18 protein-coding genes and 1 pseudogene are annotated in these 25,002 nt (G+C 68.6%); 12 read left to right on the top strand and 7 right to left on the bottom strand.

Going from position 1 to position 25,002, the window contains the following annotated elements; genetic code table 11:
* Nucleotides 1–123: 123 nt before the first annotated feature.
* The 6 genes from JEQ17_RS13135 (at nt 124) to JEQ17_RS13110 (ending at nt 6,681) form a co-directional block, all read left to right on the top strand.
* Complete coding sequence (locus JEQ17_RS13135) at nt 124–1,350, top strand: alginate lyase family protein (protein WP_200395437.1); 1,227 nt, start codon at nt 124–126, stop codon at nt 1,348–1,350.
* 59 nt (nt 1,351–1,409) lie between these two features.
* Nucleotides 1,410–2,102, top strand: a complete 693-nt coding sequence (locus JEQ17_RS13130; protein WP_055615456.1) for an ABC transporter ATP-binding protein — start codon at nt 1,410–1,412, stop codon at nt 2,100–2,102.
* 138 nt (nt 2,103–2,240) lie between these two features.
* Nucleotides 2,241–4,799 carry a sensor histidine kinase gene (locus JEQ17_RS13125; protein ID WP_200395436.1) on the top strand — a complete coding sequence of 853 codons (2,559 nt, stop codon included), beginning with the start codon at nt 2,241–2,243 and terminating at the stop codon, nt 4,797–4,799.
* Nucleotides 4,796–5,479, top strand: coding sequence for a response regulator (locus JEQ17_RS13120; protein ID WP_200395435.1), 684 nt, complete (start codon nt 4,796–4,798; stop codon nt 5,477–5,479). Before JEQ17_RS13125 ends, JEQ17_RS13120 begins: the two co-directional genes overlap by 4 nt.
* 80 nt (nt 5,480–5,559) lie before the next feature.
* Nucleotides 5,560–5,958 carry an OB-fold nucleic acid binding domain-containing protein gene (locus tag JEQ17_RS13115; RefSeq protein ID WP_200395434.1) on the top strand — a complete coding sequence of 133 codons (399 nt, stop codon included), beginning with the start codon at nt 5,560–5,562 and terminating at the stop codon, nt 5,956–5,958.
* 3 nt (nt 5,959–5,961) lie between these two features.
* Nucleotides 5,962–6,681, top strand: a complete 720-nt coding sequence (locus tag JEQ17_RS13110) for a DUF3159 domain-containing protein (RefSeq protein ID WP_200395433.1) — start codon at nt 5,962–5,964, stop codon at nt 6,679–6,681.
* A gap of 183 nt (nt 6,682–6,864) precedes the next feature.
* Here the strand turns inward: JEQ17_RS13110 and JEQ17_RS13105 are convergent, their stop codons facing one another.
* Both JEQ17_RS13105 and JEQ17_RS13100 read right to left on the bottom strand, forming a co-directional pair.
* Nucleotides 6,865–7,542: a potassium channel family protein gene (locus tag JEQ17_RS13105; protein ID WP_143638222.1), complete on the bottom strand. Its 678-nt coding sequence runs from the start codon at nt 7,540–7,542 to the stop codon at nt 6,865–6,867.
* Nucleotides 7,542–8,213, bottom strand: a complete 672-nt coding sequence (locus JEQ17_RS13100; RefSeq protein ID WP_055615461.1) for a potassium channel family protein — start codon at nt 8,211–8,213, stop codon at nt 7,542–7,544. Before JEQ17_RS13100 ends, JEQ17_RS13105 begins: the two co-directional genes overlap by 1 nt.
* Nucleotides 8,214–8,650: 437 nt before the next feature.
* On the opposite strand from JEQ17_RS13100, the gene JEQ17_RS13095 reads away from it, so the two are divergent.
* The 4 genes and pseudogenes from JEQ17_RS13095 to JEQ17_RS13080 all read left to right on the top strand — a co-directional run bounded on the left by JEQ17_RS13095 (nt 8,651) and on the right by JEQ17_RS13080 (nt 12,841).
* Nucleotides 8,651–10,702 carry an APC family permease gene (locus tag JEQ17_RS13095; protein WP_200395432.1) on the top strand — a complete coding sequence of 684 codons (2,052 nt, stop codon included), beginning with the start codon at nt 8,651–8,653 and terminating at the stop codon, nt 10,700–10,702.
* A 113-nt stretch (nt 10,703–10,815) separates the two neighbouring features.
* Nucleotides 10,816–12,156 carry a class I SAM-dependent RNA methyltransferase gene (locus tag JEQ17_RS13090; protein ID WP_200395431.1) on the top strand — a complete coding sequence of 447 codons (1,341 nt, stop codon included), beginning with the start codon at nt 10,816–10,818 and terminating at the stop codon, nt 12,154–12,156.
* 101 nt (nt 12,157–12,257) lie between these two features.
* The gene (locus JEQ17_RS13085) at nt 12,258–12,452 is read left to right on the top strand and encodes a hypothetical protein (RefSeq protein WP_200395430.1); all 195 of its coding nucleotides are present in this window, start codon (nt 12,258–12,260) and stop codon (nt 12,450–12,452) included.
* A 38-nt stretch (nt 12,453–12,490) separates the two neighbouring features.
* Nucleotides 12,491–12,841: pseudogene (locus JEQ17_RS13080) on the top strand (type II toxin-antitoxin system death-on-curing family toxin).
* Nucleotides 12,842–14,483: 1,642 nt separating this feature from the next.
* Here JEQ17_RS13080 and JEQ17_RS13075 read toward each other — a convergent pair.
* The 3 genes from JEQ17_RS13075 to JEQ17_RS13065 form a co-directional block, all read right to left on the bottom strand.
* Nucleotides 14,484–15,488, bottom strand: coding sequence for a hypothetical protein (locus JEQ17_RS13075; RefSeq protein ID WP_200395429.1), 1,005 nt, complete (start codon nt 15,486–15,488; stop codon nt 14,484–14,486).
* A 1,236-nt stretch (nt 15,489–16,724) separates the two neighbouring features.
* Nucleotides 16,725–17,741: a hypothetical protein gene (locus JEQ17_RS13070; protein ID WP_200395428.1), complete on the bottom strand. Its 1,017-nt coding sequence runs from the start codon at nt 17,739–17,741 to the stop codon at nt 16,725–16,727.
* A gap of 1,766 nt (nt 17,742–19,507) precedes the next feature.
* Nucleotides 19,508–20,101, bottom strand: a complete 594-nt coding sequence (locus JEQ17_RS13065; protein ID WP_234048186.1) for a TetR/AcrR family transcriptional regulator — start codon at nt 20,099–20,101, stop codon at nt 19,508–19,510.
* 112 nt (nt 20,102–20,213) lie between these two features.
* Between JEQ17_RS13065 and JEQ17_RS13060 the strand changes: the two genes are divergently transcribed.
* Nucleotides 20,214–20,990, top strand: a complete 777-nt coding sequence (locus JEQ17_RS13060; RefSeq protein WP_267924837.1) for an NADPH-dependent F420 reductase — start codon at nt 20,214–20,216, stop codon at nt 20,988–20,990.
* A gap of 127 nt (nt 20,991–21,117) precedes the next feature.
* Here the strand turns inward: JEQ17_RS13060 and JEQ17_RS13055 are convergent, their stop codons facing one another.
* Nucleotides 21,118–21,573, bottom strand: a complete 456-nt coding sequence (locus JEQ17_RS13055; RefSeq protein ID WP_200395425.1) for a MarR family winged helix-turn-helix transcriptional regulator — start codon at nt 21,571–21,573, stop codon at nt 21,118–21,120.
* A gap of 278 nt (nt 21,574–21,851) precedes the next feature.
* On the opposite strand from JEQ17_RS13055, the gene JEQ17_RS13050 reads away from it, so the two are divergent.
* Entirely contained in the window at nt 21,852–23,327 is a 1,476-nt protein-coding gene (locus tag JEQ17_RS13050) for an MFS transporter (RefSeq protein ID WP_200395424.1), read from the top strand.
* 10 nt (nt 23,328–23,337) lie between these two features.
* Here the strand turns inward: JEQ17_RS13050 and JEQ17_RS13045 are convergent, their stop codons facing one another.
* Complete coding sequence (locus JEQ17_RS13045) at nt 23,338–24,990, bottom strand: hypothetical protein (RefSeq protein WP_200401471.1); 1,653 nt, start codon at nt 24,988–24,990, stop codon at nt 23,338–23,340.
* Nucleotides 24,991–25,002: the final 12 nt, after the last annotated feature.

Raw genomic sequence — 25,002 nt, 5'->3', positions numbered from 1 at the left:
GCCGTCGCGGTTCCCCCGCTTCTTTTCCCCTGCCTTTTCTCTTGACGTGAAATTGGTCCGTACCTATGGTCACCGCCAACGCCTGTGTTCATAAAGGCATTCCGTGTTCACATACGAGAACGGATGTCCCCCACAATGCTGAACACCCCGGTACCTCCACGTCATCGCCGCAGATCCCGCCTCGCGCTCCTCGCGACCGTCGCCGCCCTCGTGGCGGGCGCGCTCGCCTGGCCCGCCGCCGACCGCGCCGAGGCGGCTCCCGCCACCTTCACGCACCCCGGAGTCACCGTCTCCCGCGGCCAACTGGACTTCGCCCGGCAACAGGTCAACGCCGGCGCACAGCCCTGGAAGGGCGCGTACGACCAGATGCTGGCGAGCAAGTACGGCTCGCTCACGCGCACCCCCAAGCCCCGGGCCGTCGTCGAGTGCGGCTCGTACTCGAACCCCAACAACGGCTGCACCGACGAGCGCGAGGACGCGATCGCCGCGTACACCCAGGCCCTCGCCTGGTACGTCACACGGGACGCGCGGTACGCGAGGAAGGCGATCGAGCTGATGGACGCCTGGTCCGCGACGATCCGGGACCACACCAACAGCAACGCCCCGCTGCAGACCGGCTGGGCCGGCTCGTCCTGGCCCAAGGCCGCCGAGATCATCAAGTACACGTACGACGGCGGCTGGGCGAACTCGGGCCGCTTCGCGACCATGCTGCGCACCGTGTACCTGCCCGAGATCATCAACGGCTCGAACTCCAACGGCAACTGGGAGCTGTCGATGATGGAGGCCGCCGTCGGCATCTCCGTCTTCCTGGAGGACAAGGCCTCGTACGACAAGGCCATGGCGAAGTTCCGCACCCGTACGGCCGCGTTCGTGTACCTGTCCTCCGACGGCGCGCTGCCGAAAACCGTGCCGAGCCAGAACCTCGACACCACGCAGAAGATCATCAACTACTGGCACGGGCAGTCGACCTTCGTCAACGGGCTCACCCAGGAGACCTGCCGCGACCTCACGCACACCGGATACGGCATCTCCGCCATCTCGCACGTCGCCGAGACCAGCCGCATCCAGGGCCAGGACCTGTACGGCACCGATGTGGGTGAGAGGCTGCGGCACGCGCTCGGTTTCCAGGCCAAGTACCAGCTGGGCGAGGCGCCCCCGAGCTGGCTGTGCGGCGGGTCGCTGCACCTCGGGCTCGGGCCCATCACGGAGGTCGGCCACAACGCGCTGAGCAACCGCCTCGGCCATGTCATGACCAACACCGAGCGGCTGACGCAGCAGAACCGTCCGTCGGGGAGCAACAACCTCTTCGTCGCCTGGGAGACGCTCACGCACGGCGACAACCCGAACTGAACCGTTGCCCGACCGGGCGCCGGACGGTGATACTGGCGCCCGGTCCACGGGGGAGGGTCATGAGCCAGGTCGTCACCGAAACGATGGTGCGCGTCGAGAACGTCCACCGCTCGTACGGCAGCGGAGCAACCGCCGTACACGCCCTGCGCGGCGTCTCGTTCGACATACCGCGCGGTGAACTCGTCGCCCTCAAGGGGCGGTCGGGGTCCGGCAAGACCACCCTGCTCAACCTCGTCGGCGGGCTCGACGAGCCGGACGACGGGCGGATCACCGTCGACGGGCTCGACCTCTCCGGGCTCGGGGAGAACGGGCTGCTGGAGCTGCGCCGGGACCGTATCGGCTTCGTCTTCCAGTCCTTCGGTCTCATCCCGATCCTGACGGCCGCCGAGAACGTGGGCGTGCCGATGCGGCTGCGCCGGGCCGAGCCCCGCGAGCGCGAGGAGCGCGTCGAGCTGCTGCTCTCCCTGGTCGGGCTCGCCGACCACGCGGCGCAGCGGCCCGGCGAACTCTCCGGCGGACAGCAGCAGCGCGTGGCCATCGCCCGCGCCCTCGCGAACGAGCCCGCGCTCCTCATCGCCGACGAGCCCACCGGCCAGCTCGACGCCGAGACCGGTATCGCGGTGATGGAACTGCTGCGGGCGGTCGTCCGCAGTGAGCGGGTCACCGCGCTCGTCGCCACCCACGACGCGGCCCTCCTGGACCTCGCCGACCGGGTCCTGGAGCTGAGCGACGGCGAGATCGTCGAGCACTGAGGCCAGGAGGGTCCTTCAGGGGCGCGTCAGGGTTCTGTCAAAGACGTCCCGCGCCCCACCCCTCACCCCATTTGTCAGGATTGTTGGCCGTAGGGTCGACGCAGCGTACGCAGTGCGTTTTGGGAAGACAATGGGGCCATGGGACGCGGCAAGCTTCGGATCTACCTCGGTGCGGCACCGGGCGTCGGCAAGACGTACGCGATGCTGTCCGAGGCGCACCGCCGCGTAGAGCGAGGCACGGACTGCGTGGTGGCCTTCGTGGAGCACTACGACCGGCCGCGCACCGAGGTCATGCTGCACGGTCTGGAGCGGATCCCCCGCCGGGAGATCCCCTACCGGGACACCGTCTTCACCGAGATGGACGTCGACGCCGTCCTGGAGCGCGCCCCGGCCGTCGCCCTGGTGGACGAACTGGCCCACACGAATGTCCCCGGCTCACGGAACGCCAAGCGCTGGCAGGACGTCGAGGAACTCCTCGCCGCCGGGATCGACGTCGTCTCGACGGTCAACATCCAGCACCTGGAGTCGCTCGGTGACGTCGTCGAGTCGATAACGGGAGTGCGGCAGCGCGAGACCGTCCCTGACGAGGTCGTGCGCCGGGCCGACCAGATCGAGCTGGTCGACATGTCGCCCCAGGCGCTGCGCCGCCGGATGGCGCACGGCAACATCTACAAGCCCGACAAGGTCGACGCGGCCCTCTCCAACTACTTCCGCCCCGGCAACCTCACCGCCCTGCGCGAGCTGGCCCTCCTCTGGGTCGCCGACCGCGTCGACGAGTACCTCCAGCAGTACCGCGGCGAGCACGGCATCCGCTCCACCTGGCAGGCCCGCGAACGCATCGTCGTGGGCCTGACCGGCGGACCCGAGGGCCGTACGCTGATCCGCCGAGCCGCCCGGCTGGCGGAGAAGGGGGCCGGCGGCGAGGTGCTCGCCGTCTACATCTCCCGCAGCGACGGACTGACCTCCGCCTCGCCCAAGGAGCTCGCCGTCCAGCGCACCCTCGCCGAGGACCTCGGCGGCACCTTCCACCACGTCGTCGGCGACGACATCCCGTCCGCGCTGCTGGAGTTCGCACGCGGAGTCAACGCCTCCCAGATCGTGCTGGGCTCCTCGCGGCGCAAGGCCTGGCAGTACGTGCTCGGCCCGGGCGTCGGAGCCACGGTCGCCCGGGAGTCGGGGCCCGACCTGGACGTGCACATCGTCACGCACGACGCGGTCGGCAAGGGGCGCGGACTGCCGGCCGCCCGGGGATCGCGGCTCGGCCGGTCCCGGATCGTCGCGGGCTGGCTGGTCGGTGTGGTCGGCCCGGCCCTCCTCGCCCTGCTGCTGACCCATGGCGCCTCGAACCTCGGGCTCGCCAACGACATGCTGCTCTTCCTGACGCTGATCGTCGCGGCGGCCCTCCTCGGCGGGCTGTTCCCGGCGCTCGCCTCGGCGGCCCTCGGCTCGCTGCTGCTGAACTACTACTTCACCCCGCCGCTGCACCGGTTGACCATCGCCGACCCCAAGAACATCGTCGCCATCGTGATCTTCGTGGGCGTCGCGGTGTCGGTCGCCTCCGTGGTGGACCTGGCCGCCCGCCGTACCCACCAGGCAGCCCGGCTGCGGGCCGAGTCCGAGATCCTCTCCTTCCTGGCCGGCAGCGTCCTGCGCGGCGAGACCAGCCTGGACGCCCTGCTGGAGCGGGTCCGCGAGACCTTCGGCATGGAGTCGGTGGCCCTGCTGGAGCGGGAGAGCGACGTGGACCCGTGGACCTGCGCGGGCAGCGTCGGCCCGCACCCGCCGACGCTCCCCGAGGACGCGGACGTCGACATGCCGGTCGGCGACCACACCGCGCTCGCCCTCTCGGGCCGGGTCCTGCCCGCCGAGGACCGCCGGGTGCTCGCCGCCTTCGCCGCCCAGGCAGTCGTCGTCCTGGACCGCAAACGCCTCCAGGAGGAGGCCGAGCAGGCCCGCGCACTCGCCGAGGGCAACCGCATCCGTACGGCGCTGCTGGCGGCCGTCAGCCATGACCTGCGCACCCCGCTGGCCGCCATCAAGGCCGCCGTGTCGTCCCTCAGGTCCGACGACGTGGCCTGGTCCGAGGAGGACGAGGCCGAACTCCTGGAGGGCATCGAGGCGGGCGCCGACCGGCTCGACCACCTGGTCGGCAACCTCCTCGACATGTCCCGCCTGCAGACCGGCACGGTCACCCCGCTGATCCGTGAGATCGACCTCGACGAGGTCGTCCCGATGGCCCTCGGCGGTGTACCGGAGGACAGCGTCGAGCTGGAGATCCCCGAGACGCTGCCCATGGTCGCCGTCGACCCGGGCCTGCTGGAGCGCTCGGTCGCCAACATCGTCGAGAACGCCGTCAAGTACAGCCCCGCGGGCGAGCGGGTCCTGGTCGCCGCCAGCGTCCTCGGGGACCGCGTGGAGGTACGCGTGGTGGACCGCGGCCGCGGGGTCCCGGACGAGGCGAAGGACCGTATATTCGCGCCCTTCCAGCGGTACGGGGACGCCCCGCGCGGCTCCGGAGTGGGCCTCGGCCTCGCGGTCGCCCGGGGCTTCGCCGAGGCCATGGGCGGCACCCTCGAAGCCGAGGACACCCCCGGCGGCGGCCTCACCATGGTCCTCACCCTCAGGGCGGCCCCCGCCCACCCGACACCCCTCGTGGACGTCACAGCACTCGTACAACCGGAAAGGCAGGCTTCATGACCCGCGTCCTCGTGGTCGACGACGAGCCGCAGATCACCCGAGCCCTCGTGATCAACCTCAAGGCACGCAAGTACGAGGTCGACGCGGCCCCCGACGGCGCCACCGCGCTCCAGCTCGCGGCCGCCCGGCACCCGGACGTCGTCGTGCTGGACCTCGGCCTGCCCGACATGGACGGCGTCGAGGTGATCAAGGGGCTGCGCGGCTGGACCCGGGTGCCGATCCTGGTGCTGTCCGCCCGGCACTCCTCCGACGAGAAGGTCGAGGCCCTCGACGCGGGCGCCGACGACTATGTGACCAAGCCCTTCGGCATGGACGAGCTGCTCGCCCGTCTGAGGGCCGCCGTCCGCCGCGCCGAGCCCACCGGGGGCGACGAGGAGGACGTGATCGTCGAGACCGACGACTTCACCGTCGACCTGGCCGCCAAGAAGGTCAACCGGGACGGCCGCGATGTGCGCCTCACCCCGACCGAGTGGCACCTCCTGGAGGTGCTGGTGCGCAACACGGGCCGCCTGGTCAGCCAGAAACAGCTGCTCCAGGAGGTCTGGGGCCCCTCCTACGGCACCGAGACGAACTATCTGCGGGTCTACATGGCCCAATTGCGCCGCAAGCTGGAGACGGACCCGGCGCACCCCCGGCACTTCATTACGGAGCCGGGTATGGGGTACCGGTTCGAGAAGTGAGCGAGGTTCGGGTCGTACGCCGGTTCGAGCGGCGGCACCAGGGGTACGTAGACGTCAGCGCCCCCCGGTACGCTTCGGATATGAGCGCTGTTCCTCGTTCCGAAAAGCCGGCGGGCCGGTTCCGGCGGATGCTCGACCGGCTCTCCTCGTCCCAGCAGGACCTGGAGTCGGAGGAGCTGCGCGAGGACACGGAGACCGCGGGCTGTACGCGTATCGGTGACTGCCGCGACCGACAGGTGGTCACCGTTACTGGTACCTTGCGCACGGTCACGCTGCGCCCGAGGGCCGGTGTCCCGGCCCTGGAGGCCGAGCTGTTCGACGGTTCGGCCGCGCTGGACGTGGTGTGGCTCGGCAGGCGCTCCATAGTGGGGATAGAACCGGGGCGCAAGCTGATCGCATCGGGCCGGATCTCGATGAGCCGGGGCCGCCGGGTGCTGTTCAACCCCAAATACGAACTCAGACCCCTCGGACGGGAGTAGCCGGTGACGTCGCTCGACAAGCCGACCGAAGACGCCCAGCGGGATTCGCGGGCGGTGACCGAGGCCGCGCTCTTCGAGGCGTTCGGCGGTCTGCGGGGCATGATCGAGACGGTCCTGCCGGGCCTGCTCTTCGTCACGATCTTCACGATCAACAAGGATCTGCACTCGGCGGCCATCGCGGCCCTGGGCGTCTCGATCCTGCTGGTCGTGGTCCGCCTCGTCATGAAGGACACCGTCAAGCACGCCTTCAGCGGCGTCTTCGGTGTGGCCTTCGGCGTGGTCTTCGCGATGATGACGGGCAACGCGAAGGACTTCTACCTGCCGGGCATGCTCTACACGCTCGGCCTCGCCCTCGCCTACATCATCACGACGCTCGCGGGAGTTCCGCTGATCGGGCTCATTCTCGGCCCGGTCTTCAAGGAGAACCTCTCCTGGCGTACGCGCAATCCGGGACGCAAGAAGGCGTACGCGAAGGCCAGTTGGGCCTGGGGGCTCATTCTGCTCGCCAAGTGCGCGATCCTGTTCCCGCTGTACTGGTGGGCCGACACGACCCAGTTCGGCTGGGTCCTGATCGCACTGAAGATCCCGCCCTTCCTGCTCGCCGTCTGGCTCACATGGGTCTTCCTGGCGAAGGCTCCGCCGCCGATCGATGTGTTTGCGGAGATGGAGGCGGAGGAGCGCGCGGAGAAGGAGCGGGAGTCTGCTGCTCGGTCCGCCGACTAGGTACGCGGTGCCTGTGTGGGCCGCTGGGGGCTGCACCCTCAGACCCCCGCTGTCGGCCTGAACGGCCTCGTCCTCAAACGCCGGACGGGCTGGTTGGTGCCGCCGGACAAGCTGACAAGTGGAGGGGCGCTCGGAGAAAACTCCGAGCGCCCCTCCACTTGTCTCCGGACATCCGGTCGGCCGTCAGCCCGTCGTCTCCTCGCGGCGTACCGACAGCAGGTCCTCCAGTTGTTCCTCGCGGGCCTGGGCCGCCACGAAGAGGAGTTCGTCGCCCGCTTCCAGGGAGTCCTCCCGGGTGGGGGTGAGGACCCGCGTGCCACGGATGATCGTGACGAGGGACGTGTCCTCGGGCCAGGCCACTTCGCCGACCTGGGTGCCGGCGAGGGCCGACTCCGGGGGCAGGGTCAGTTCGACGAGGTTGGCGTCGCCGTGGCTGAAGCGGAGCAGGCGGACCAGGTCGCCGACGCTCACCGCCTCCTCGACCAGGGCCGACATCAGACGGGGGGTCGAGACGGCGACGTCCACGCCCCACGACTCGTTGAACAGCCATTCGTTCTTGGGGTTGTTGACGCGGGCGACGACCCGCGGGACCCCGTACTCCGTCTTGGCGAGGAGCGAGACGACGAGGTTCACCTTGTCGTCGCCCGTCGCCGCGATGACCACGTTGCACCGCTGCAGCGCGGCCTCGTCCAGCGAAGTGATCTCGCAGGCGTCGGCGAGCAGCCACTCCGCCTGCGGAACGCGCTCGACCGAGATGGCGGTCGGCGCCTTGTCGATCAGCAGGACCTCGTGCCCGTTCTCCAGGAGCTCGCCCGCGATCGAGCGGCCCACCGCACCGGCACCGGCAATGGCGACCCTCATCAGTGACCGCCTTCTTCCTCGGGGCCCTCGGCGAACGACGCCTCGACCTTCTCGACGTCGTCCGTACGCATCATCACGTGCACCAGGTCGCCCTCCTGCAGCACCGTCTGCGAGGTGGGCAGGACCGCCTCGCCCAGCCGGGTGAGGAAGGCCACGCGCACACCGGTCTCCTCCTGGAGCCGGCTGATCCGCTGGCCGACCCACGCCGTCGACGCGTGCACCTCGGCGAGCTGCACCCCGCCCGTGGGGTCGCGCCACAGCGGCTCGGCGCCCGACGGCAGCAGCCGGCGCAGCATCTGGTCGGCGGTCCAGCGCACGGTGGCGACCGTCGGAATGCCCAGCCGCTGGTAGACCTCGGCACGGCGGGGGTCGTAGATACGCGCCGCGACGTTCTCGATGCCGAACATCTCGCGGGCCACCCGGGCGGCGATGATGTTCGAGTTGTCACCGCTGGAGACGGCGGCGAAGGCACCGGCGTCCTCGATGCCCGCCTCGCGCAGGGTGTCCTGGTCGAAGCCGATGCCGGTGACACGACGGCCGCCGAACCCGGAGCCCAGTCGTCGGAAGGCGGTGGGGTCCTGGTCGATCACGGCGACCGTATGCCCCTGTTGCTCCAGGGTCTGGGCAAGAGCGGAACCCACTCTTCCGCAGCCCATGATGACGATGTGCACGACCGTCCTTCCGGTGTGAAAAGTTACTGCTCAGGCTGATACGCCAAGACAGCGTCTCAGACCGACGCCCAAGCTACACACGCGCGGTCCGCGGGGGGCACCCCCCGTGCACGATCGCCCGCGGGATCCCGGCGATCAGCGGCGGCTGATGCTGCGCACGCTGACGAGAGTGAGGATCCCGAGGCCTACGAGTCCGGCGGCGGCACCGATGAGTTCCGCGGTGGCGTGCATGGAACCTCCATGAAGTGGCAAGGGGTGGCAAAGTTTTGGCTTTTTTCATATAGGCATGCGGCTTCGCCCGGCGGCGGAATCCGCAACCGGGCCCGTACGGGATTTCACTCGGAGGGCAGACGAAGGACGGCCGCCGTGTCCTCCGGGCGACACCGAGGGCGGGGGAGGGTGGGCGTGGCCGTGTTCGACCGCTTACGATCCTCTGCGTGTCCAAACTGACCGACGTGCCCAAACGGATCTTGATCGGGCGCGCACTGCGCAGTGACCGGCTCGGAGAGACACTCCTGCCGAAGCGCATCGCACTCCCCGTCTTCGCCTCCGACCCGCTCTCCTCCGTGGCGTACGCACCCGGGGAAGTGCTCCTCGTCCTTTCCATCGCGGGCGTGTCGGCCTACCACTTCAGCCCCTGGATCGCGGTCGCGGTCGTCGTGCTGATGTTCACCGTTGTGGCCTCGTACCGGCAGAACGTGCACGCCTACCCCAGCGGCGGCGGCGACTACGAGGTGGCCAACACCAACCTCGGGCCCAAGGCCGGCCTCACCGTCGCCAGCGCGCTGCTCGTCGACTACGTCCTGACCGTCGCCGTGTCGATCTCGTCCGGCATCGAGAACCTCGGCTCCGCGATCCCGTTCGTCGTCGAGCACAAGGTGCTCTGCGCGATCGCCGTGATCGTGCTGCTCACGCTGATGAACCTGCGCGGGGTCAAGGAGTCGGGGAAGCTCTTCGCGATCCCGACGTACGTCTTCGTGGTGGGTGTCTTCCTGATGATCGCGTGGGGTGCCTTCCGCGGGTTCGTCCTCGACGACACCATGAAGGCGCCGACCGCCGACTTCGAGATCAAGGCCGAGCACCAGGGGCTCGCGGGCTTCGCCCTCGTCTTCCTGCTGCTGCGCGCCTTCTCCTCCGGCTGTGCCGCGCTCACGGGCGTCGAGGCGATCTCCAACGGCGTCCCGGCCTTCCGCAAGCCCAAGTCCAAGAACGCGGCGAGCACGCTCGCGGCCATGGGCCTGCTCGCCGTCACCATGTTCTGCGGCATCATCGGCCTGGCCATGGCGACCAACGTCCGCATGGCCGAGAACCCCGCGCACGACCTGCTGAAGAACGGCGTCGAGGTCGGCTCCGACTACGTCCAGAACCCGGTGATCTCCCAGGTCGCCGAGGCCGTGTTCGGCGACGGCAGCTTCCTGTTCATCGTGCTCGCCGCGGCCACCGCGCTCGTGCTCTTCCTCGCCGCGAACACCGCGTACAACGGCTTCCCGCTGCTCGGCTCGATCCTCGCGCAGGACCGCTACCTGCCGCGCCAGCTGCACACCCGCGGCGACCGGCTCGCCTTCTCGAACGGCATCGTGCTGCTGGCCGGCGCGGCCATCCTGCTCGTCTGGGTCTACGGCGCCGACTCGACGCGGCTCATCCAGCTCTACATCGTCGGCGTGTTCGTGTCCTTCACGCTCAGCCAGACCGGCATGGTCCGGCACTGGAACCGCCACCTGGCCACCGAGAAGGACCAGGCCAAGCGCCGTCACATGGTCCGCTCCCGGGCGATCAACGCGTTCGGCGCCTTCTTCACCGGCCTGGTCCTGGTCGTCGTCCTCGTCACCAAGTTCACGCACGGCGCCTGGGTCGCACTGCTCGGCATGGTGATCTTCTACGCCACGATGTCCGCGATCCGGAAGCACTACGACCGGGTCGCCGAGGAGATCGCCGCGCCCGAGGGCCCGTCCGACGACAGCGTGCGCCCCTCCCGCGTCCACTCCGTCGTGCTCATCTCGAAGATCCACCGGCCGACGCTGCGCGCCCTCGCGTACGCCAAGCTGATGCGCTCCGACACCCTGGAGGCGCTCAGCGTCAACGTCGACCCGGCCGAGACGAAGGCCCTGCGCGAGGAGTGGGAGCGGCGCGGCATCGACGTACCGCTGAAGGTCCTCGACTCGCCGTACCGCGAGATCACGCGGCCGGTCATCGAGTACGTGAAGGGGCTGCGCCGTGAGTCCCCGCGCGACGCGGTGTCGGTGATCATCCCCGAGTACGTGGTCGGCCACTGGTACGAGCAGCTGCTGCACAACCAGAGCGCGCTGCGGCTCAAGGGGCGGCTGCTGTTCACGCCGGGCGTGATGGTGACGTCCGTGCCGTACCAGCTGGAGTCCTCCGAGGTGGCCAAGAAGCGGGCCCGCAAGCGGCAGGACTGGAACGCGCCGGGTTCCGTGCGGCGCGGGCCTGCCGAGGACCGGCCGAAGGAGCCGTCGTCCCCGAAGAGCTGAGAAACGGGGAGCAGGGGGCCTGCGGGCTCGTGGTGAGCGGCCGGGCGGTGTCCACGTAGACTGGTGGGCTGTTGTCCGGCCGTTCCCCATTTCGCATCTGGAGTCACCCCGCCATGCAGGCAGAACCGAAGAAATCGCCGGCGGGGTCGCTCGTGGGTCAGGAGTACGAGGTCGAGATCGGCCCCGTCGCGCACGGCGGGCACTGCATCGCCCGTACGGACGCCGGCCAGGTCCTCTTCGTGCGGCACGCGCTGCCCGGGGAGCGGGTCGTCGCACGGGTGACGGACGGCGAGGAGGACTCGCGCTTCCTGCGGGCGGACGCGGTGACCGTGCTGGAGGCCTCCAAGGACCGTGTCGAGGCGCCCTGTCCGTACGCCGGTCCTGGCCGCTGCGGTGGCTGCGACTGGCAGCACGCCAAGCCGGGCGCACAGCGGCGGCTCAAGGGCGAGGTCATCACCGAGCAGCTCCAGCGGCTCGCGGGCCTCACACCGGAGGAGGCCGGCTGGGACGGCACGGTGATGCCGGCCGAGGGCGACAAGCTGCCCGCCGGTGAGGTCCCCGCCTGGCGTACGCGCGTGCAGTACGCGGTCGACGAGGACGGCAACGCCGGTCTGCGCCGCCACCGTTCGCACGAGGTCGAGCCGATCGAGCACTGCATGATCGCCGCGCCCGGGGTCTCCGAGCTGGGCATCGAGGAGCGCGACTGGTCCGGCATGGAGTCGGTCGAGGCGATCGCGGCGACCGGTTCGCAGGACCGCATGGTGATCCTCGAACCGCGGCCCGGCGCCCGCCTGCCCCTGGTCGAACTCGACAAGCCCGTCTCCGTGATGCGCGTCGAGGAGCACGACGGCGGTATCCACCGCGTCCACGGCCGCGCCTTCGTCCGCGAGCGCGCCGACGGCCGTACGCACCGGGTCGGCAGCGGCGGCTTCTGGCAGGTCCACCCGATGGCGGCCGACACCCTGGTCAAGGCCGTCATGCAGGGCCTGCTCCCGCGCAAGGGCGACATGGCCCTCGACCTCTACTGCGGCGTCGGCCTCTTCGCCGGCGCGCTGGCCGACCGCCTCGGCGACAAGGGCGCGGTCCTCGGCATCGAGTCCGGCAAGCGCGCGGTGGAGGACGCCAAGCACAACCTCGCCGCGTTCGACCGCGTCCGCATCGAACAGGGCAAGGTCGAGACGGTCCTCCCGCGCACCGGCATCACCGAGGTCGACCTCATCGTCCTCGACCCGCCCCGCGCCGGCGCCGGCAAGAAGACGGTCCAGCACTTGGCCTCCCTGGGCGCCCGCAAGATCGCGTACGTCGCCTGCGATCCGGCCGCGCTGGCGCGGGACCTGGCGTACTTCCGGGAGGGCGGATACCGGGTGCGGACGCTGCGGGCGTTCGATCTGTTCCCGATGACGCATCACGTGGAGTGCGTGGCGATTCTGGAGCCCGTGGGCAAAGGTATCTGACCTGAGGTTTTATGGTTCGGGTGGGTTGCTCGACGTGTTTCCCTCCGGGCAGCGGCTCGAGTGGACGGATCGATTTTGAGTGCTCTCTGACCTGCGAATTCGTGAGCGAGGCGCTTGCATCGGCGACTCGTCCAGACGCAAAGCTCACCGAACGGGCTCGTCGGGAGGGCCGCAGCAAGCAGGAACTTGCCATTGAGGCCATCCGTGACGCTCAGAATCGAGCTGAACTGAAGGTCGATGACGTGCTGGCCGAGCTCATGAACAGCGATGCGGAGATCCTGGACTACCTGAAGTGACCGAGGTGCGCTATATCTAGATCGACGAGATCCTGGCCATGGCCCGCACAGTCAACGGCAGCGAGCACAGCGTGCGTGACATGGGACTTCTGGTGTCGGCGATCGAGCGACCCCGGACGAACGTGTTCGGAGCTGAGTTGTATCCCACGCTGCACGAGAAGGCTGCGGCGCTACTGCACTCCGTCGCTCGCAATCACGCGCTGATTGACGACAACAAGTGAGCCGCCTGGCTCGCCATGCGCGTCTTCCTGCGGTTCAACGGCATCAGCGCCAGTACCGTCCCGCCGCCCGTCTCTGTTGCCGGCCTGTTCGTCGAGGAAGTGGCGCAGGACACCATCGATGTACCGGTCATCGCCAAGCACCTCTCGACCTGGTTCCCCGTTTCCTGACGTTCGACGTCGTGCGATGGGGGACGGATGAGGTTTCGCATGTCGGCGGTGAGGGTGACGAAGATGCCGCTGCTGGGTCCATCGCCGGGGAAGAAGGCTGTGTCGTCGGCCATGACATAGGTATGGCATTTCTGATCCCATATGGGGACTTCCGGAATTCGGGGCCTGTCGGACTGGAGTGCGCGTCAGCATCGACAGTAGACAGCCGCCGAGGCTGGCACGTCGGGTTTGCGAGGCTGAGCGAACGCAGGCTGGGCACCGGCGGGACACCGCGAGAGCGGGGCGCAACCTTCGGCAGGCGGGGAGACAGATGGCATGGAGACCCTGTTTCTGCGGGCGGGGCTCCGCGGTGGGCAGGTGACCAGGACAGGGTGAAATGCCTTGCCACACAGGCAGTCGATGCCGACGGCGGCAAGGCAATGGCCCAGTCGGCCTCCCCTGGGTACTCAAAGGGATGGCGACCGAGCCGAACGAATGACCGACCGCGTCCTGTATCGAGGAAGCCCCCGAGCACGGGAGTCTGCTCGGCGAAACCGTGGAGCAATGCGGCGAGCCGGGCGAAGCGGTGTCGGTGCGCTGAAAGCGGTGGCCGTAGAGGCGACGCGAATTGGCGCGGGCAGCCTGGATCGCCCAAGGCATGGGCGAGCACGATGAGTCCGCCCTGCTGCTGGAGGGAGACGCTTTGGCCGGCTACGTCGACGCCGCAGCGTGGTGCTGGTCTGTGACAGGGCCGGGAACGCCCGAGGAGTCGAACTCTTTGTACGGCGCATCGCTGAGCGAGGCGATGACTCGGGTGTCCGAGGCTGGCTAAAGCCCGGGGAAACGGCGACGGCTTGGCTGGACTGCGCCTGTGTGGGAGACGGCTCTCTGCAGGCCCTGGTGAGTCTCGCACACATAGATGGGAAGGCCGTGTAGACGGACAGCAAGGCGAGGTCGAAGCAACGGCGGGGTGCGCGACTGATGCCGACTTCCGGAGGTGTTGTTGTCGCTGACCGACCGTCGAGAACGGCCGAGTGATCGCGATGCGGCCGATTCTGATGACGGGACATGCGCCGTGACTCTTGCGAAGGCCGGGGAGCACGGTCTGGAGTCGTACGGCTCGCCGTCGAGGGCTGTGGACATGGACCGCGAGGAGGGACGCGGCGAAGCTTGAACGAGGGAAGACGCCTCGCTCGCCCTCCGGCGAACACTCCATCAGGCGGCGACTGCGCGTCTTCACCACAGACCTCACGGACCGGCCGCCCAGCGGCTCGCACCTTGGCGAAGGCTGTTCAGGCTGCCGCCACGACTCCGACGCCGGTCCGATCAAGAGCCAGTCAGCCGCCAACTCCCAGCGGCGGTGGACTTCAGGCGTGCCTGTAGGGCGTGTAGGCGGCGGACCATGGCGACCAGGATCCTCAGGGCATGCCCACTCCGCGGGAATCGAAATCGACTGGCCTTCGGCGGTTTCTGAAGGCCAGCGACGGCGGGATGTCGGCTGCCCTGCGTGAGGTCGTTGCCAGTGGCGTCCTGGCGACGCTTCCGGGGCGTCCGAACGGCTGATGGCCGCGGCGAGGAAGTCGCCTGGTTACTGGTGGCGACTGCCGCCTTGTAGCCCTGACGCTGCGCCAACTCGGCCACGAGGAAGCCCGGCACGGATGGTTCAGGAGCGTACCTGAGCCGTGTTGATGTTCTGGTCGGGCACACGGGCCTGGCGTGCAGTGCGTGGTGACAAGGACATCTTGTTATTGTCCGGGTCGGCTGATTCGTGCTGCATCTCAGTGAATCTGCGTGCCGAGCCAGCGCGGACGACTTCGGGCATACGCTCGTTGGGTCGGAAGTACGCCATCTCCCAGGCCCCGCCAGAGACCCATAGATTCCAGGTCTTGAGCAGTAGCCCCAGCTGAAGTGAGCTGACAGTGTTGCCGCGTCGTGGCCGGACCGGATTCTGAAAGTATCGGCGGACAACCCATCTGGGGTCGGCTGTGTCCAGGTGGGCTCCTGAGACCAGGCCCTGGAAGAAGTCGTCCGCGTGCGAGGTGCTCTCGCCGTCCCGGTGGACCAGGTACGCGCATGCCAGTGAGGCTGCAGGGGCGGAGTACACGCCGCTCTTCAGGGCGGCCATCAGTGGCAGGAAGTCCGGCAGGTCGAGGTACTCCGACTGGAAGAATCTTACGATCTCTGCATTGGTGTAGACGACCGACCGCCATGCGGGCCAGGCAACCTTGTTGCGTTCGGCGTCGTAGAGCCGCAGCAGCCGGACGGTCGATGAGATGTCCTTGCGGTGTCGCTCGACGCCCACCAGGGACAGCGCTGTGGCGGCGGAGCGCGCCTTGCCGCAGTCCATAGTGGTGGCTGTCTGGTGCGGCAGGTCCCGGGCGACAAGGAAGCTGCGGGGCGTCTTGCTGATGATTACCGCTTCGAGGCGGTGCTGTCCCTGGATTGCGGCTCCATGACTGCACAGAGACAGGACGTCGGGGTTGTAGTCGTCCCAGCTACCGTTGGACATGTCACGGGCGAGCCGCCGGGCGTGAGAGGAATCCAGCTTGCGTGGGTTGCAGCCGTGCAAGCGGGTCTTCTCAAGGATTTCGGCTGCCGCAGCAGGGGTGACGATCTCACGCACCGGCAAGGGGAGTGGTGCAGAGGAAGACGTGCTCTCGTCGTTCATGTCAGACTCCGATGGATCCGAGACTGGGGCGATTGGGTGGCGTTTTTCGTAGCGACGTTTCTTGTTTGCGTAGTCAGGAGTGGGATCACGTTGCCGGAGCAGGTGACCTTGTTTTGTGGGAAGTGAGCCAAGTGCGGTGATTAATGCCCGCCTTTGCCGACGGCTCGGCTTCCTCTTCTGGATCGAGAATGGGGCACGGTTGACGGCGAGGCGGGCGGTGCACCGTCAGCTCGACAAGGACCGGTATTCAGTGGCCGGTGATGTCAGTCTGTATGTTCATGGAAGAATCCGATGGTTCCACCGAATGCGCAGACTCCTGCGGCTAGCCCGGCCAGTGGATCGTCGCCTGCGGACGCCACGATGTAGCCCACGCTGTTGGCAAGAGTGACCGCGGCGCACAACACGAGGAGGGTGCGCTGTTTGAACAATGAATTGTGCCGGGCTGCCGTGATGGGGGCGCTCTCGGGAGGCTTCGGGTGCGAAGGGGCATTGCAGAGCGGTGAAGTTGCGTCCGATTGAGGGACGGCATCACCAGGGGTCCTGCGCCAGCGTGAAGTTGTTCCGGATCTGGAAGGGTGACTCATGACCGTGTTTCACCTTTCAGAGGACACGGGAAGGTGGTGGGAGCCCTTGGTAGGAGGGCTCCCACCTTTATATGATCAGTCGCACCACCCGAGATCAATTTCTGTGACGTGAATCGATGTCGTGGCGTGACCAGGTGAAACCGAGTGGCGCAACTAGGCGCCGCGGGTGTGACCATTCGCTCAATGATTCGGCGCTACGCCGAAGACGGACGACCGCGGCTTGCCGTCAGCCCTGTCGAAGGACGTTCTGCTTGCGCAAGCGTTTTCTTGCCTGGTTCGATGCGTGTCGGGTTCCACCGGCGTCCCGCCGTGCTCGGCATGGAGCGGCATCACGCGAAATCACTCCTCGCAGCGAGGCCCGCTGCACCGGTAACGCCGTGACAGCAGCCCGTCCCAGCCGCTGGTCGCAGCGACACTCCGCGGTGGTCTCGCCGCAGGAGGCGACCAAGCATGCCGGTCGGCCCTAGGGGGCAGAGCCAAGGGCTCCTTTGGTACGTCCACGTCGATGTCCGAGCCGACAACCATGTCCGAAGGTCGGTGGGGCCTGGCGTTGCGTGTCCGCCCGTCAAAGCCTTGGTGCCCAGCAGTGCCTTTTGAACGCGTCGTGCAGGGCGAGCGGCCAAACGCCGTCGCCGTGTGCTGGATGCGCCTCTCATACGGGGAAGCACTCTTCCATGGGCAGGTGCATGATGCCCATCGTCTGCCCAGGAACGGCGGCTCGGTCTGTAGCTCGGCGGCGTGGAATGGAGGGTCCGTCCTTGCTCGGATTTCTGAAGGCTTGCTGCGCTTGTGCAGGACATGGCGCGTTGACGATGTCGGGCATGCGCTGCGTCGCACGGAAGTTGGCGATCTCCCAGCTCTGACCGGTGGCCCATAGGTTCCACGTCTTCAGGAGCAGTCCCAGGTGGAGGGCGCTGGTGATGTTGCCGCGTCGTGGCCGGGCTGGGCTGTGGAAGTACCGGCGAGTGATCCACCTAGGGTCGGTTGTGTCCAGGTGGGCTCCGGAGGCCAGGCCCTGGAAGAAGTCGTCCGCGTGCGAGGTGCTCCCGCTGTCCCGATGGACCAGGTACGCGCATGCCAGTGACGCTGCGGGGGCGGAGTACACGCCGCTCTTCAGAGCGGTCATCAGCGGCAGGAAGTCCGGCAGGTCGGAATACTTGGACCGGAAGAACCGTACGATCTCTGCATTGGTGTAGACGACCGACCGCCATGCGGGCCAGGCAACCTTGTTGCGTTCGACGTCGTAATTCTGCAGCAGCCGGATGGTCGAAGAGATGTCCTTGCGATGCCCATCGACGCCCACCAGGGACAGCGCGGTCGCAGCCGATCGAGCCTTGCCGCAGTCCATCGTTGTTGCCGCACCATGTGGCACGTTCCGGGCGACAAGGAAGCTGCGGGGCGTCTTGCTGATGATTACCGCTTCGAGGCGGTGCTGTCCCTGGATTGCGGCTCCATGACTGCACAGAGACAGGACGTCGGGGTTGTAGTCGTCCCAGCTACCGCTGCACATGTCACGGGCGAGCCGCCGGGCGTGAGAGGAATCCAGCTTGCGTGGGTTGCAGCTGTGCAAGCGGGTCTTCTCAAGGATTTCGGCTGCCACAGCAGGGGTGACGACCTCGCGTACGAGATCAGGCAGCGCTACGGTAGTGGGCGCGGCGTCTTCGATCACGGTCAACTCCGGTTACGGTGCTGAATGCGGGGCGAGCCGGAGTGGTTCACCGTTCGGACTTCTACGAGCGACCGGGTGACCTTTCTCCGAATTGGCGTCACTTGGCGCGGTGACCTGAAGCGCGGGCAGTGACGCGGCGGCGATGTATCACATCGGGCAGCTTCATCGCCCGCTAGTGCCTAGTTCATCGAGCATGCGAGACGTTGTCGCAATAGTGACGGATGGCGCACTGCCAGTCGGTGATGACACGCATAGCAGCGGCAGGCATCCGTCCACGTACCGAAGGAATGACGCGAGTACCGTCCTGGACTGATCGAGGAGCCCGTCGCGCCACCGGCTGCTGGATCCGATTCCAGGCCGCTTCCGTCGGCCCACGTTCGACCTTCGACACCGATGACGGGGAATGGGCGCGCCGATCGAGGCGGACGATGTGCCGGAACCGTAGGGCAACGCGGCGACGGCGGAGGTCGTAGCGCACTCGGGCGCGCTGTTTCGCGGCTCTGCCAGGGCTGGTGCACCACGCTGTCGACCGGACCAGGAACTACACGGGCAATCTCTTCAGCGGCCTGCTCCAGGGCCTCTCCGGGATCGTCTGCGGAGGCCTCTGGTCTGGGCGCCACCGACGTGCGCGTTCTCGACAGAGAGATGGACCCTCTGGGTACCCACAACGGCGGCTGAGTTGACAGGGTGGTTCGGGATCAGACGCAGGACACTGCACTCGCTCCCGTCTCATCTGGAGGTGCGCAGCGGTCGCTACCGGGTGCGTAGCGGAGTCCGTACTTTACGTCGCCCAGCCGATCGTCGTGCCGGTCTGGCTTGCTGAGGACGTCTGGGCAGTGCCCGCAACCCCCTGGAACCGGGACAGTTTGATGCAGGGACGGTGGACACGTGGCTCGACACCTGTTCGGCACACTGCTTCTCCTCGAGTGGGTGGCTGGTGTCACTTACCTGGGCGTGCAGATCGACGTCCAGCATGGGCCCGCTTTGCCCTGGGGAGCCCGAGCTCGCCTTCGAGTCCGAAATCGACCGAAGTCGAGCCCTCATTCCGGCCGGTGCCGCCCGAACGCCGTGGCTGGAGCGCCGTGCCACTGGCCGAACTCGTCCGGTGCCGGCGGGTCCCCACAAGACTGCTGGATCTACGACTACACCCGGCCGCACGTGATCCCGGCTCGATCCACGTCGACTTGTCGGCCGAAAAGGCCGGGTCGTCCCCCAGGGGGCGGGCTTCTGGTATCTGGCAAGCGAACCGTACTGGCCGGGACCCCGTGAAAAGCGGCGCCGGTTGCGCAGATTGGTGATGTTATCCGTGGCATCCAAGATCCTGGCGCCGCGCTGGGTGCCGGTTCTCGACCACGCCCGACGGCATGTCCGACGAAGCTGGAGGGCGCCACGAATTGTGCTGTCGCCAGTTCAATGTGCGCCGACTGGAGCGTGGCGGGGGCACGGAGCATGTCGGTGTACTGCGTTGGCTCACAAAGGTGTTGGCGATCCCGCCGAACGCCTCGACCTCGTTGCGTCCTCGGACGTCAGCCTGGAGATCGCGAAACGCGATCTCGTGCCAGCTTTGGTGCTCGGGTCTCACCCTCTGGGATGCGGCAGACTCGCGTGACGCTCCAGCCCCGGAATTTCACTGCGGAGAAGCTAGAAGCATGGTTTGACCTGCGACTTCTTTGGCGGCATGGAGTCGTACACGTTTCCGGTGACTCATCACGTGGAGTGCGTGGCGATTCTGGAGCCCGTCTCGAAGGGTGCCTGAACCGGCTGAATCAGTGTGGTGCGAGTGCCGTGAAGGCCTCGTCCAGGAGGTCGACCAGGTCCAGGTGGCCGTTGGATGCGGTCCAGTGGTCGAGGGCGACGTTCAGACAGTCCAGGGCGGCGGCGGCTCGTACGGATCGGCTCAGCGTTGTGGAGGCTGCGGAGTCGTCGCGCTCGGCCAGGGCCTCGACCAGGGCGGGGCGCCAGCCGTGCTGCTTCTCCAGTTGGCGGGCGCACAGGGCGGGGGTGTCCTGCACGAGGCGTGTCATCGCCAGGGAGCCCGCCGGGTCCAGACGGTAGCGCTCGACGACCGTGTCCAGTGCCCGGCGCAGGGCCGTCCAGTCGTCCTCGTCGGCGGGGCGGGCCCGTAGGGCGTCGGCGACCTGGGTGCCGTGGGCGTTGAAGGCGCCGAGGACCGCGTCCTCCTTGGTGCCGAAGTAGCGCAGGAACGTGCTGCGGGACACCCCGGCAGCCGCCGCCAGGTCGTCGAGGGTGACCTTGGCGAAGCCCTCCTGACGGAACAACTCGAAGGCCACCTGGGCCAGTTCGGCCCGAACGGCCGCCCTGGCGATGTCTCGCGTGTTCGTACGCGCCGCTCCACTCACCCCGTGATCGTACCCCTTGACCGACCCTGGATCGCAGGAGAGAGTCTTGGTGGCATCTGTGACACTGAGTTTCATCCATGCCACCGACTATCTACTACCGATTGCCATCGATATTCATCGAAGGGGATTCGACACCGTGACCCAGACCCTTGGAATCATCGGCAGCGGCATGATCGGCGGAGCTCTGGCCCGCCTCGCCGTCGCCGCCGGACTGAACGTCGTCGTGAGCAACTCCCGCGGCCCGGACACCCTCGGCGACCTCGTCGCCGAACTCGGCGAGCGGGCCCGCGCCGCCCTGCCCGCCGAAGCCGCTCGGGCCGGTGACCTGGTGGTGGCGACCGTCCCGCTGCGCGCCTACGACCGGTTGCCCGTGGAAGCCCTGGCGGGCAGGACGGTGATCGACACGATGAACTACTACCCGGACCGCGACGGCCGCATCGCCGAGCTGGACTCGGGCGAGCTGACCTCCAGCGCTCTCGTGCAGCGGCATCTGGAGGGTGCGCGGCTGGTAAAGGCGTTCAACAACATCGACTTCCGGCGCCTGTTCACCAGCGCCCGGCCTTCCGGTGCCGCCGACCGCAGCGCCCTGCCCGTCGCCGGTGACGACCCCGCCGCGAAGGCGGACGTGGCCCGTCTCCTGGACGCCCTCGGCTACGACGCGGTGGACATCGGCACCCTCGCCGACAGCTGGCGCAGCGAGCCCAACACCCCGGTCTACGTGCAGCCGTACATGGCGGAGCGGCCCGAGGGGCTGAGTGAGGAAGAGATGGGGCGCTGGTTCTTCGAGACCCCTGGCGTTCCGGTGCCTGCCGCCCGGGTGAAGGAACTCACGGACGCTGCTGTCCGGGGTTCGGTGGGCGGTCCTCCCTCGGCCGTACCCAGGCGTTGAGTCCGGCGGCCCCAACAAGGGGTGCGGGTACGGGAGTTGTGAGGCCGCCTCCTGACTCCCGTACCGACGGTGGCCTCAGGGCCGGGGTGTTGGGCCCGTCGCGCGGCTCTCACCGGAGCCGCTGGTCTCAACTCCGCGGCCAAGGGCGCCCGTCGTGGCGTTCGACATCGCGGTTCAGGCGGCTGAGCAGGGTCGCGAACTCGGCGACCTCCTCGGGCGTCCAGTCGGCCACCACCTTCTCAAGACCCCGGACGTTCTCGGCGCGGTCGGCGGTCAGTCGCCGTTCGCCCTCGGCGGTGATGGCGAACTTGCGGGCGACGCCACCGTCCGGGTCGGGGATGCGCTCCACGACGCCCGCGCGCAGCATGGCGGCGGTCTGCCGGTTGAGGGTGGAGACGTCCAGGCCGAAGGCGGCGCTGAGCCGGCCGATGGACATCGGTCCCTCCGCCTGGATGCGGCTGAGCAGGAGATAGGCGCTGCGGTCGAGCCGTCCGTGCAGGCCCCGTGCGTGCGGGGTGAGCAGGTGGATGTGGCGCCCGAGCAGCATGGCCTCGAACTCGATCAGCTCTGTCGGCTTGTCCATTCGGGTTCCTCGGCTCCGGGAGGGGGATCTGGGTCCTGGGCCTGCTGGGACGGGGCGTCCCCTCGTCTGTGCGACACCGCACGGCGTGCCGCCGCACCCCGTCACGCCACATCCCGTCACCCCGCAGCCCGTCACGCCGCATCGCATCGCGTGGGCGTCGTCGCGAATATGCATGATGCACTGGGCATGTACGATGCACATTCTATGCATGCCGCATTCCTGCCGTGCAGTGCGTCGCGCCCGCCGTGATCCGGAAGCGCAAGAGGGAGAGTCCCCCCGTGGAAAGTCCTGACAGTCCCAAGGCCGAGTCCCGCTCAGGCGGTGTCGTCGGCATCCTCGCCTTCGCGGGCATCGTGGCCGCGCTCACGCAGACGCTGGTCGTGCCGCTGATCGGGGACCTGCCGAAGCTGCTCGACACCAGTGCCTCGAACGCCTCGTGGGTGATCACCGCGACGCTGCTGGCCGCGGCGGTGGCGACTCCCGTCGCGGGACGCCTCGGTGACATGTACGGCAAGCGGCGCATGCTCCTGGCCTCGCTGATACCGCTCGTCGTGGGCTCGGTCGTCTGTGCCCTGTCCTCCTCGGTGATCCCGATGATCACCGGACGAGGTCTGCAGGGTCTCGGCATGGGCGTGGTGCCCCTCGGCATCAGCCTCCTGCGCGACGTGGTGCCGAAGGAGAAGCTCGGCTCGTCCATCGCGATCATGAGCGCGTCCATGGGTGTGGGCGGTGCGCTCGGTCTGCCCTTCTCCGCGGCGATCGCCGAGAACGCCAGCTGGCGCGTGCTGTTCTGGGTCGTCGCGGCCCTGGCCCTCGCGGTCGGCACCCTGATCTGGTTCGTCGTGCCCGTCGGCCGGGCGAACCCCGCCGCGGGCAACAGCTTCGACCTGCTCGGCGCGGTCGGCCTGGGCGTCGCGCTCGTCTGTCTGCTCCTCGGCGTCTCCAAGGGCGCAGACTGGGGCTGGGGAAGCGGCACCACCCTCGGACTGCTCGGCGCCGCGGTCGTCGTCCTGCTGGCCTGGGGCTGGTGGGAGCTGCGGACGCGTGAGCCGCTGGTCGACCTCCGTGTGACCGCCCGCCCGCAGGTGCTGATGACGAACGTCGCCTCGATCCTGGTCGGCTTCGCGATGTACGCCCAGTCGCTGGTCGTGCCCCAGCTTCTCCAGCTGCCCGAGGCCACCGGCTACGGCCTCGGCCAGTCGATGCTGGCCATGGGTCTCTGGATGGCCCCCGGCGGTCTGATGATGATGGTGATGTCGCCGATCGGCGCCAAGGTCTCGGCCGCCTCCGGCCCCAAGGTCACCCTGACCGTCGGAGCCCTGATCATCTCCCTCGGCTACGGCATCTCCCTGCCGATGATCGGCACCGACTCGCCCCTGAGCCTGCTCGCCGTGACCATCGTCACCAGCACGGGCGTCGGCTTCGCGTACGGCGCGATGCCGGCCCTCATCATGAGCGCGGTGCCCCAGTCGGAGACCGCCTCCGCCAACAGCTTCAACACGCTGATGCGCTCGATCGGCAGCTCCGTGTCGGCCGCCGTGATGGCGGTGGTCCTGGCCCAGATGACCACGGACTTCGGCGGCTTCGCCCTGCCGTCCGAGGACGGGTTCCGGGTCGCCATGCTGATCGGCTCCGGTGTCGCCCTCGTGGCCGCGGCCGTCGCCTTCTTCATCCCGGTCCCGAAGACGGCCGCCGAGCCGGAGCCCGGCACGGCACCGGACACCACCCCCGAGACGGCCGAGGCGAAGGCCTGACCGCGGCGGTTCAGGGCTCGACCCGTACGTCCGTGCTCGACAGCGTCATCGGCGCCCCCGTGAAGGCCCGCAACCGGATCCGTACACCGTGCCGGGGAAGCGTGAACCCGCCTGCGGGCGGCCGGAGTTCGTACGTCGCCGAGGTGCGGTGGGCGAGGACGGCCGGGCCTCGTGCCACCGACCAGTAGCGGGACATGCCCTGACCCGTGGTCAGGGTGAAGTGGGGCCGCAGGTCGTCGTCGCCGCGGTTGGTGACGCGCACGGTGAGGTCGGCCAGGGCCGCGCGGCCGACGAGGTGTTCATCGAGCACGGTCATGCGGAGCGGCGGCGTGCTCGTCGCCGCGACGGTCACGCCCACCGCCGCCGGGGCCAGGAGGAGCGCGCTCAGCCCGGCACGGGCGCGCCGCCCGAGCCCGAGCCGTGGCTGCCACGCCGTCGCGAACGACGTGGGTGGCGCGGTGACGGCCGCCGCCACCCACAGCGGTGTCATCAGCAGGTAGTACCCGTCCTGGGAACGGGTCGCCAGAAAGAACGCGCACCAGGGCAGCACGGCCGCGGCCGGACCCAGACGCTGTACGAACAGGACGAACAGCGCGAGCAGGGCCGCGGCTAGCAGCAGGCTCGCGTACGAGTACCAGACCAGCCGGCCGCTGCCGTCCGTGAGGTAGAGCGAGATGCCCACGAGACCCTGGCCGTGGACGACCGCGCCCTGGGTCAGGGGCAGCGCGATGCCGGAGAGCCAGTCGTGGGGCTGTCGCACGATGAAGTACGTGTTGATCAGCAGCCAGACCGTCGCGGTCACCGCCACGAACCGGCCCACGACACGGGCGGCCCCGCGCGGCCCCAGCTCCCCACGGCGTACCGCGTAGATCCCGGCCAGCAGGAACGGCGCCAGAAACCACGGCAGTTGCTGCGCCGCGCTCGCCGCCCCGAGGCATGCCGCCCGCGCCAGACCGGCCGGACCGAGCCGGCCGCCCGCTCCCGTCCCCGGCCAGCCCACCACCACCGGCACGAGCAGCGCGAGCGCGACGACCGCCGGATAGCCGAGCCGCGCGTAGTCGGGGAGCAGCCCGAAACCGAGGCACACGAGAGTGGCCGCGGACCGCCAGGGAACGGGCAGCATCCACCACATGACGACCGCGCCGACCAGTAGAGCGCCAGTGCTCACCAGCGTCGCGGCCATCGCCCCGTGCCCCACCCCCACGAACGGCGCCGTGAGCAGCACGGCCAGGGGCGGATAGCCGTACGTGAAGTCGTAGCCGCCGGCCGCCGTGGGCGTGAGCGCCACCCCGTGGCCGAACAGCCCGGGCCATGGCTGCCCGTAGACCGGGAGCCCGTGGACGAGTTGCCGCGCGGCCTGTGTGGTGAGCAGGGCCTCGTCACTGCCGCCGTGGTCCATGGCGTACGCGCAGAGGGTGAGCGTGACTGCCGTGACGAGGACGCACAGGTCGAGCCGGGCGAGCGAACGGCCCCGGCGGACCACCAGGACCAGGACACCGGTCGTGAGGATCGACGCGTAACAGACGGAGATGAGCGCTGCCACGAGCGGGCGGTGGCTCGCGGCCTGCGCCCACACCGGACGCGTACCGATGAAGAGGCTGATGTCGGCGAGCAGGGTCAGGAGCCGGTGCCACTGCGCGGGTGCCCCGTCCGGCGACGACACCTTCGCGGGTGT

The organism is Streptomyces liliifuscus (genome assembly GCF_016598615.1).
GTDB classification, from domain to species: Bacteria; Actinomycetota; Actinomycetes; order Streptomycetales; family Streptomycetaceae; genus Streptomyces; species Streptomyces liliifuscus.
Note: the sequence above shows the minus strand (reverse complement) of the source record. Positions and strands in the feature narration are given on the sequence as shown.

Coding starts and splice junctions, on each gene's coding strand:
- JEQ17_RS13135 (WP_200395437.1), top strand. CDS start 124: ATGTCCCCCACAATGCTGAACACCCCGGTACCTCCACGTCATCGCCGC.
- JEQ17_RS13130 (WP_055615456.1), top strand. CDS start 1,410: ATGAGCCAGGTCGTCACCGAAACGATGGTGCGCGTCGAGAACGTCCAC.
- JEQ17_RS13125 (WP_200395436.1), top strand. CDS start 2,241: ATGGGACGCGGCAAGCTTCGGATCTACCTCGGTGCGGCACCGGGCGTC.
- JEQ17_RS13120 (WP_200395435.1), top strand. CDS start 4,796: ATGACCCGCGTCCTCGTGGTCGACGACGAGCCGCAGATCACCCGAGCC.
- JEQ17_RS13115 (WP_200395434.1), top strand. CDS start 5,560: ATGAGCGCTGTTCCTCGTTCCGAAAAGCCGGCGGGCCGGTTCCGGCGG.
- JEQ17_RS13105 (WP_143638222.1), bottom strand. CDS start 7,542: ATGAGGGTCGCCATTGCCGGTGCCGGTGCGGTGGGCCGCTCGATCGCG.
- JEQ17_RS13090 (WP_200395431.1), top strand. CDS start 10,816: ATGCAGGCAGAACCGAAGAAATCGCCGGCGGGGTCGCTCGTGGGTCAG.
- JEQ17_RS13075 (WP_200395429.1), bottom strand. CDS start 15,488: ATGAACGACGAGAGCACGTCTTCCTCTGCACCACTCCCCTTGCCGGTG.
- JEQ17_RS13055 (WP_200395425.1), bottom strand. CDS start 21,573: ATGGACAAGCCGACAGAGCTGATCGAGTTCGAGGCCATGCTGCTCGGG.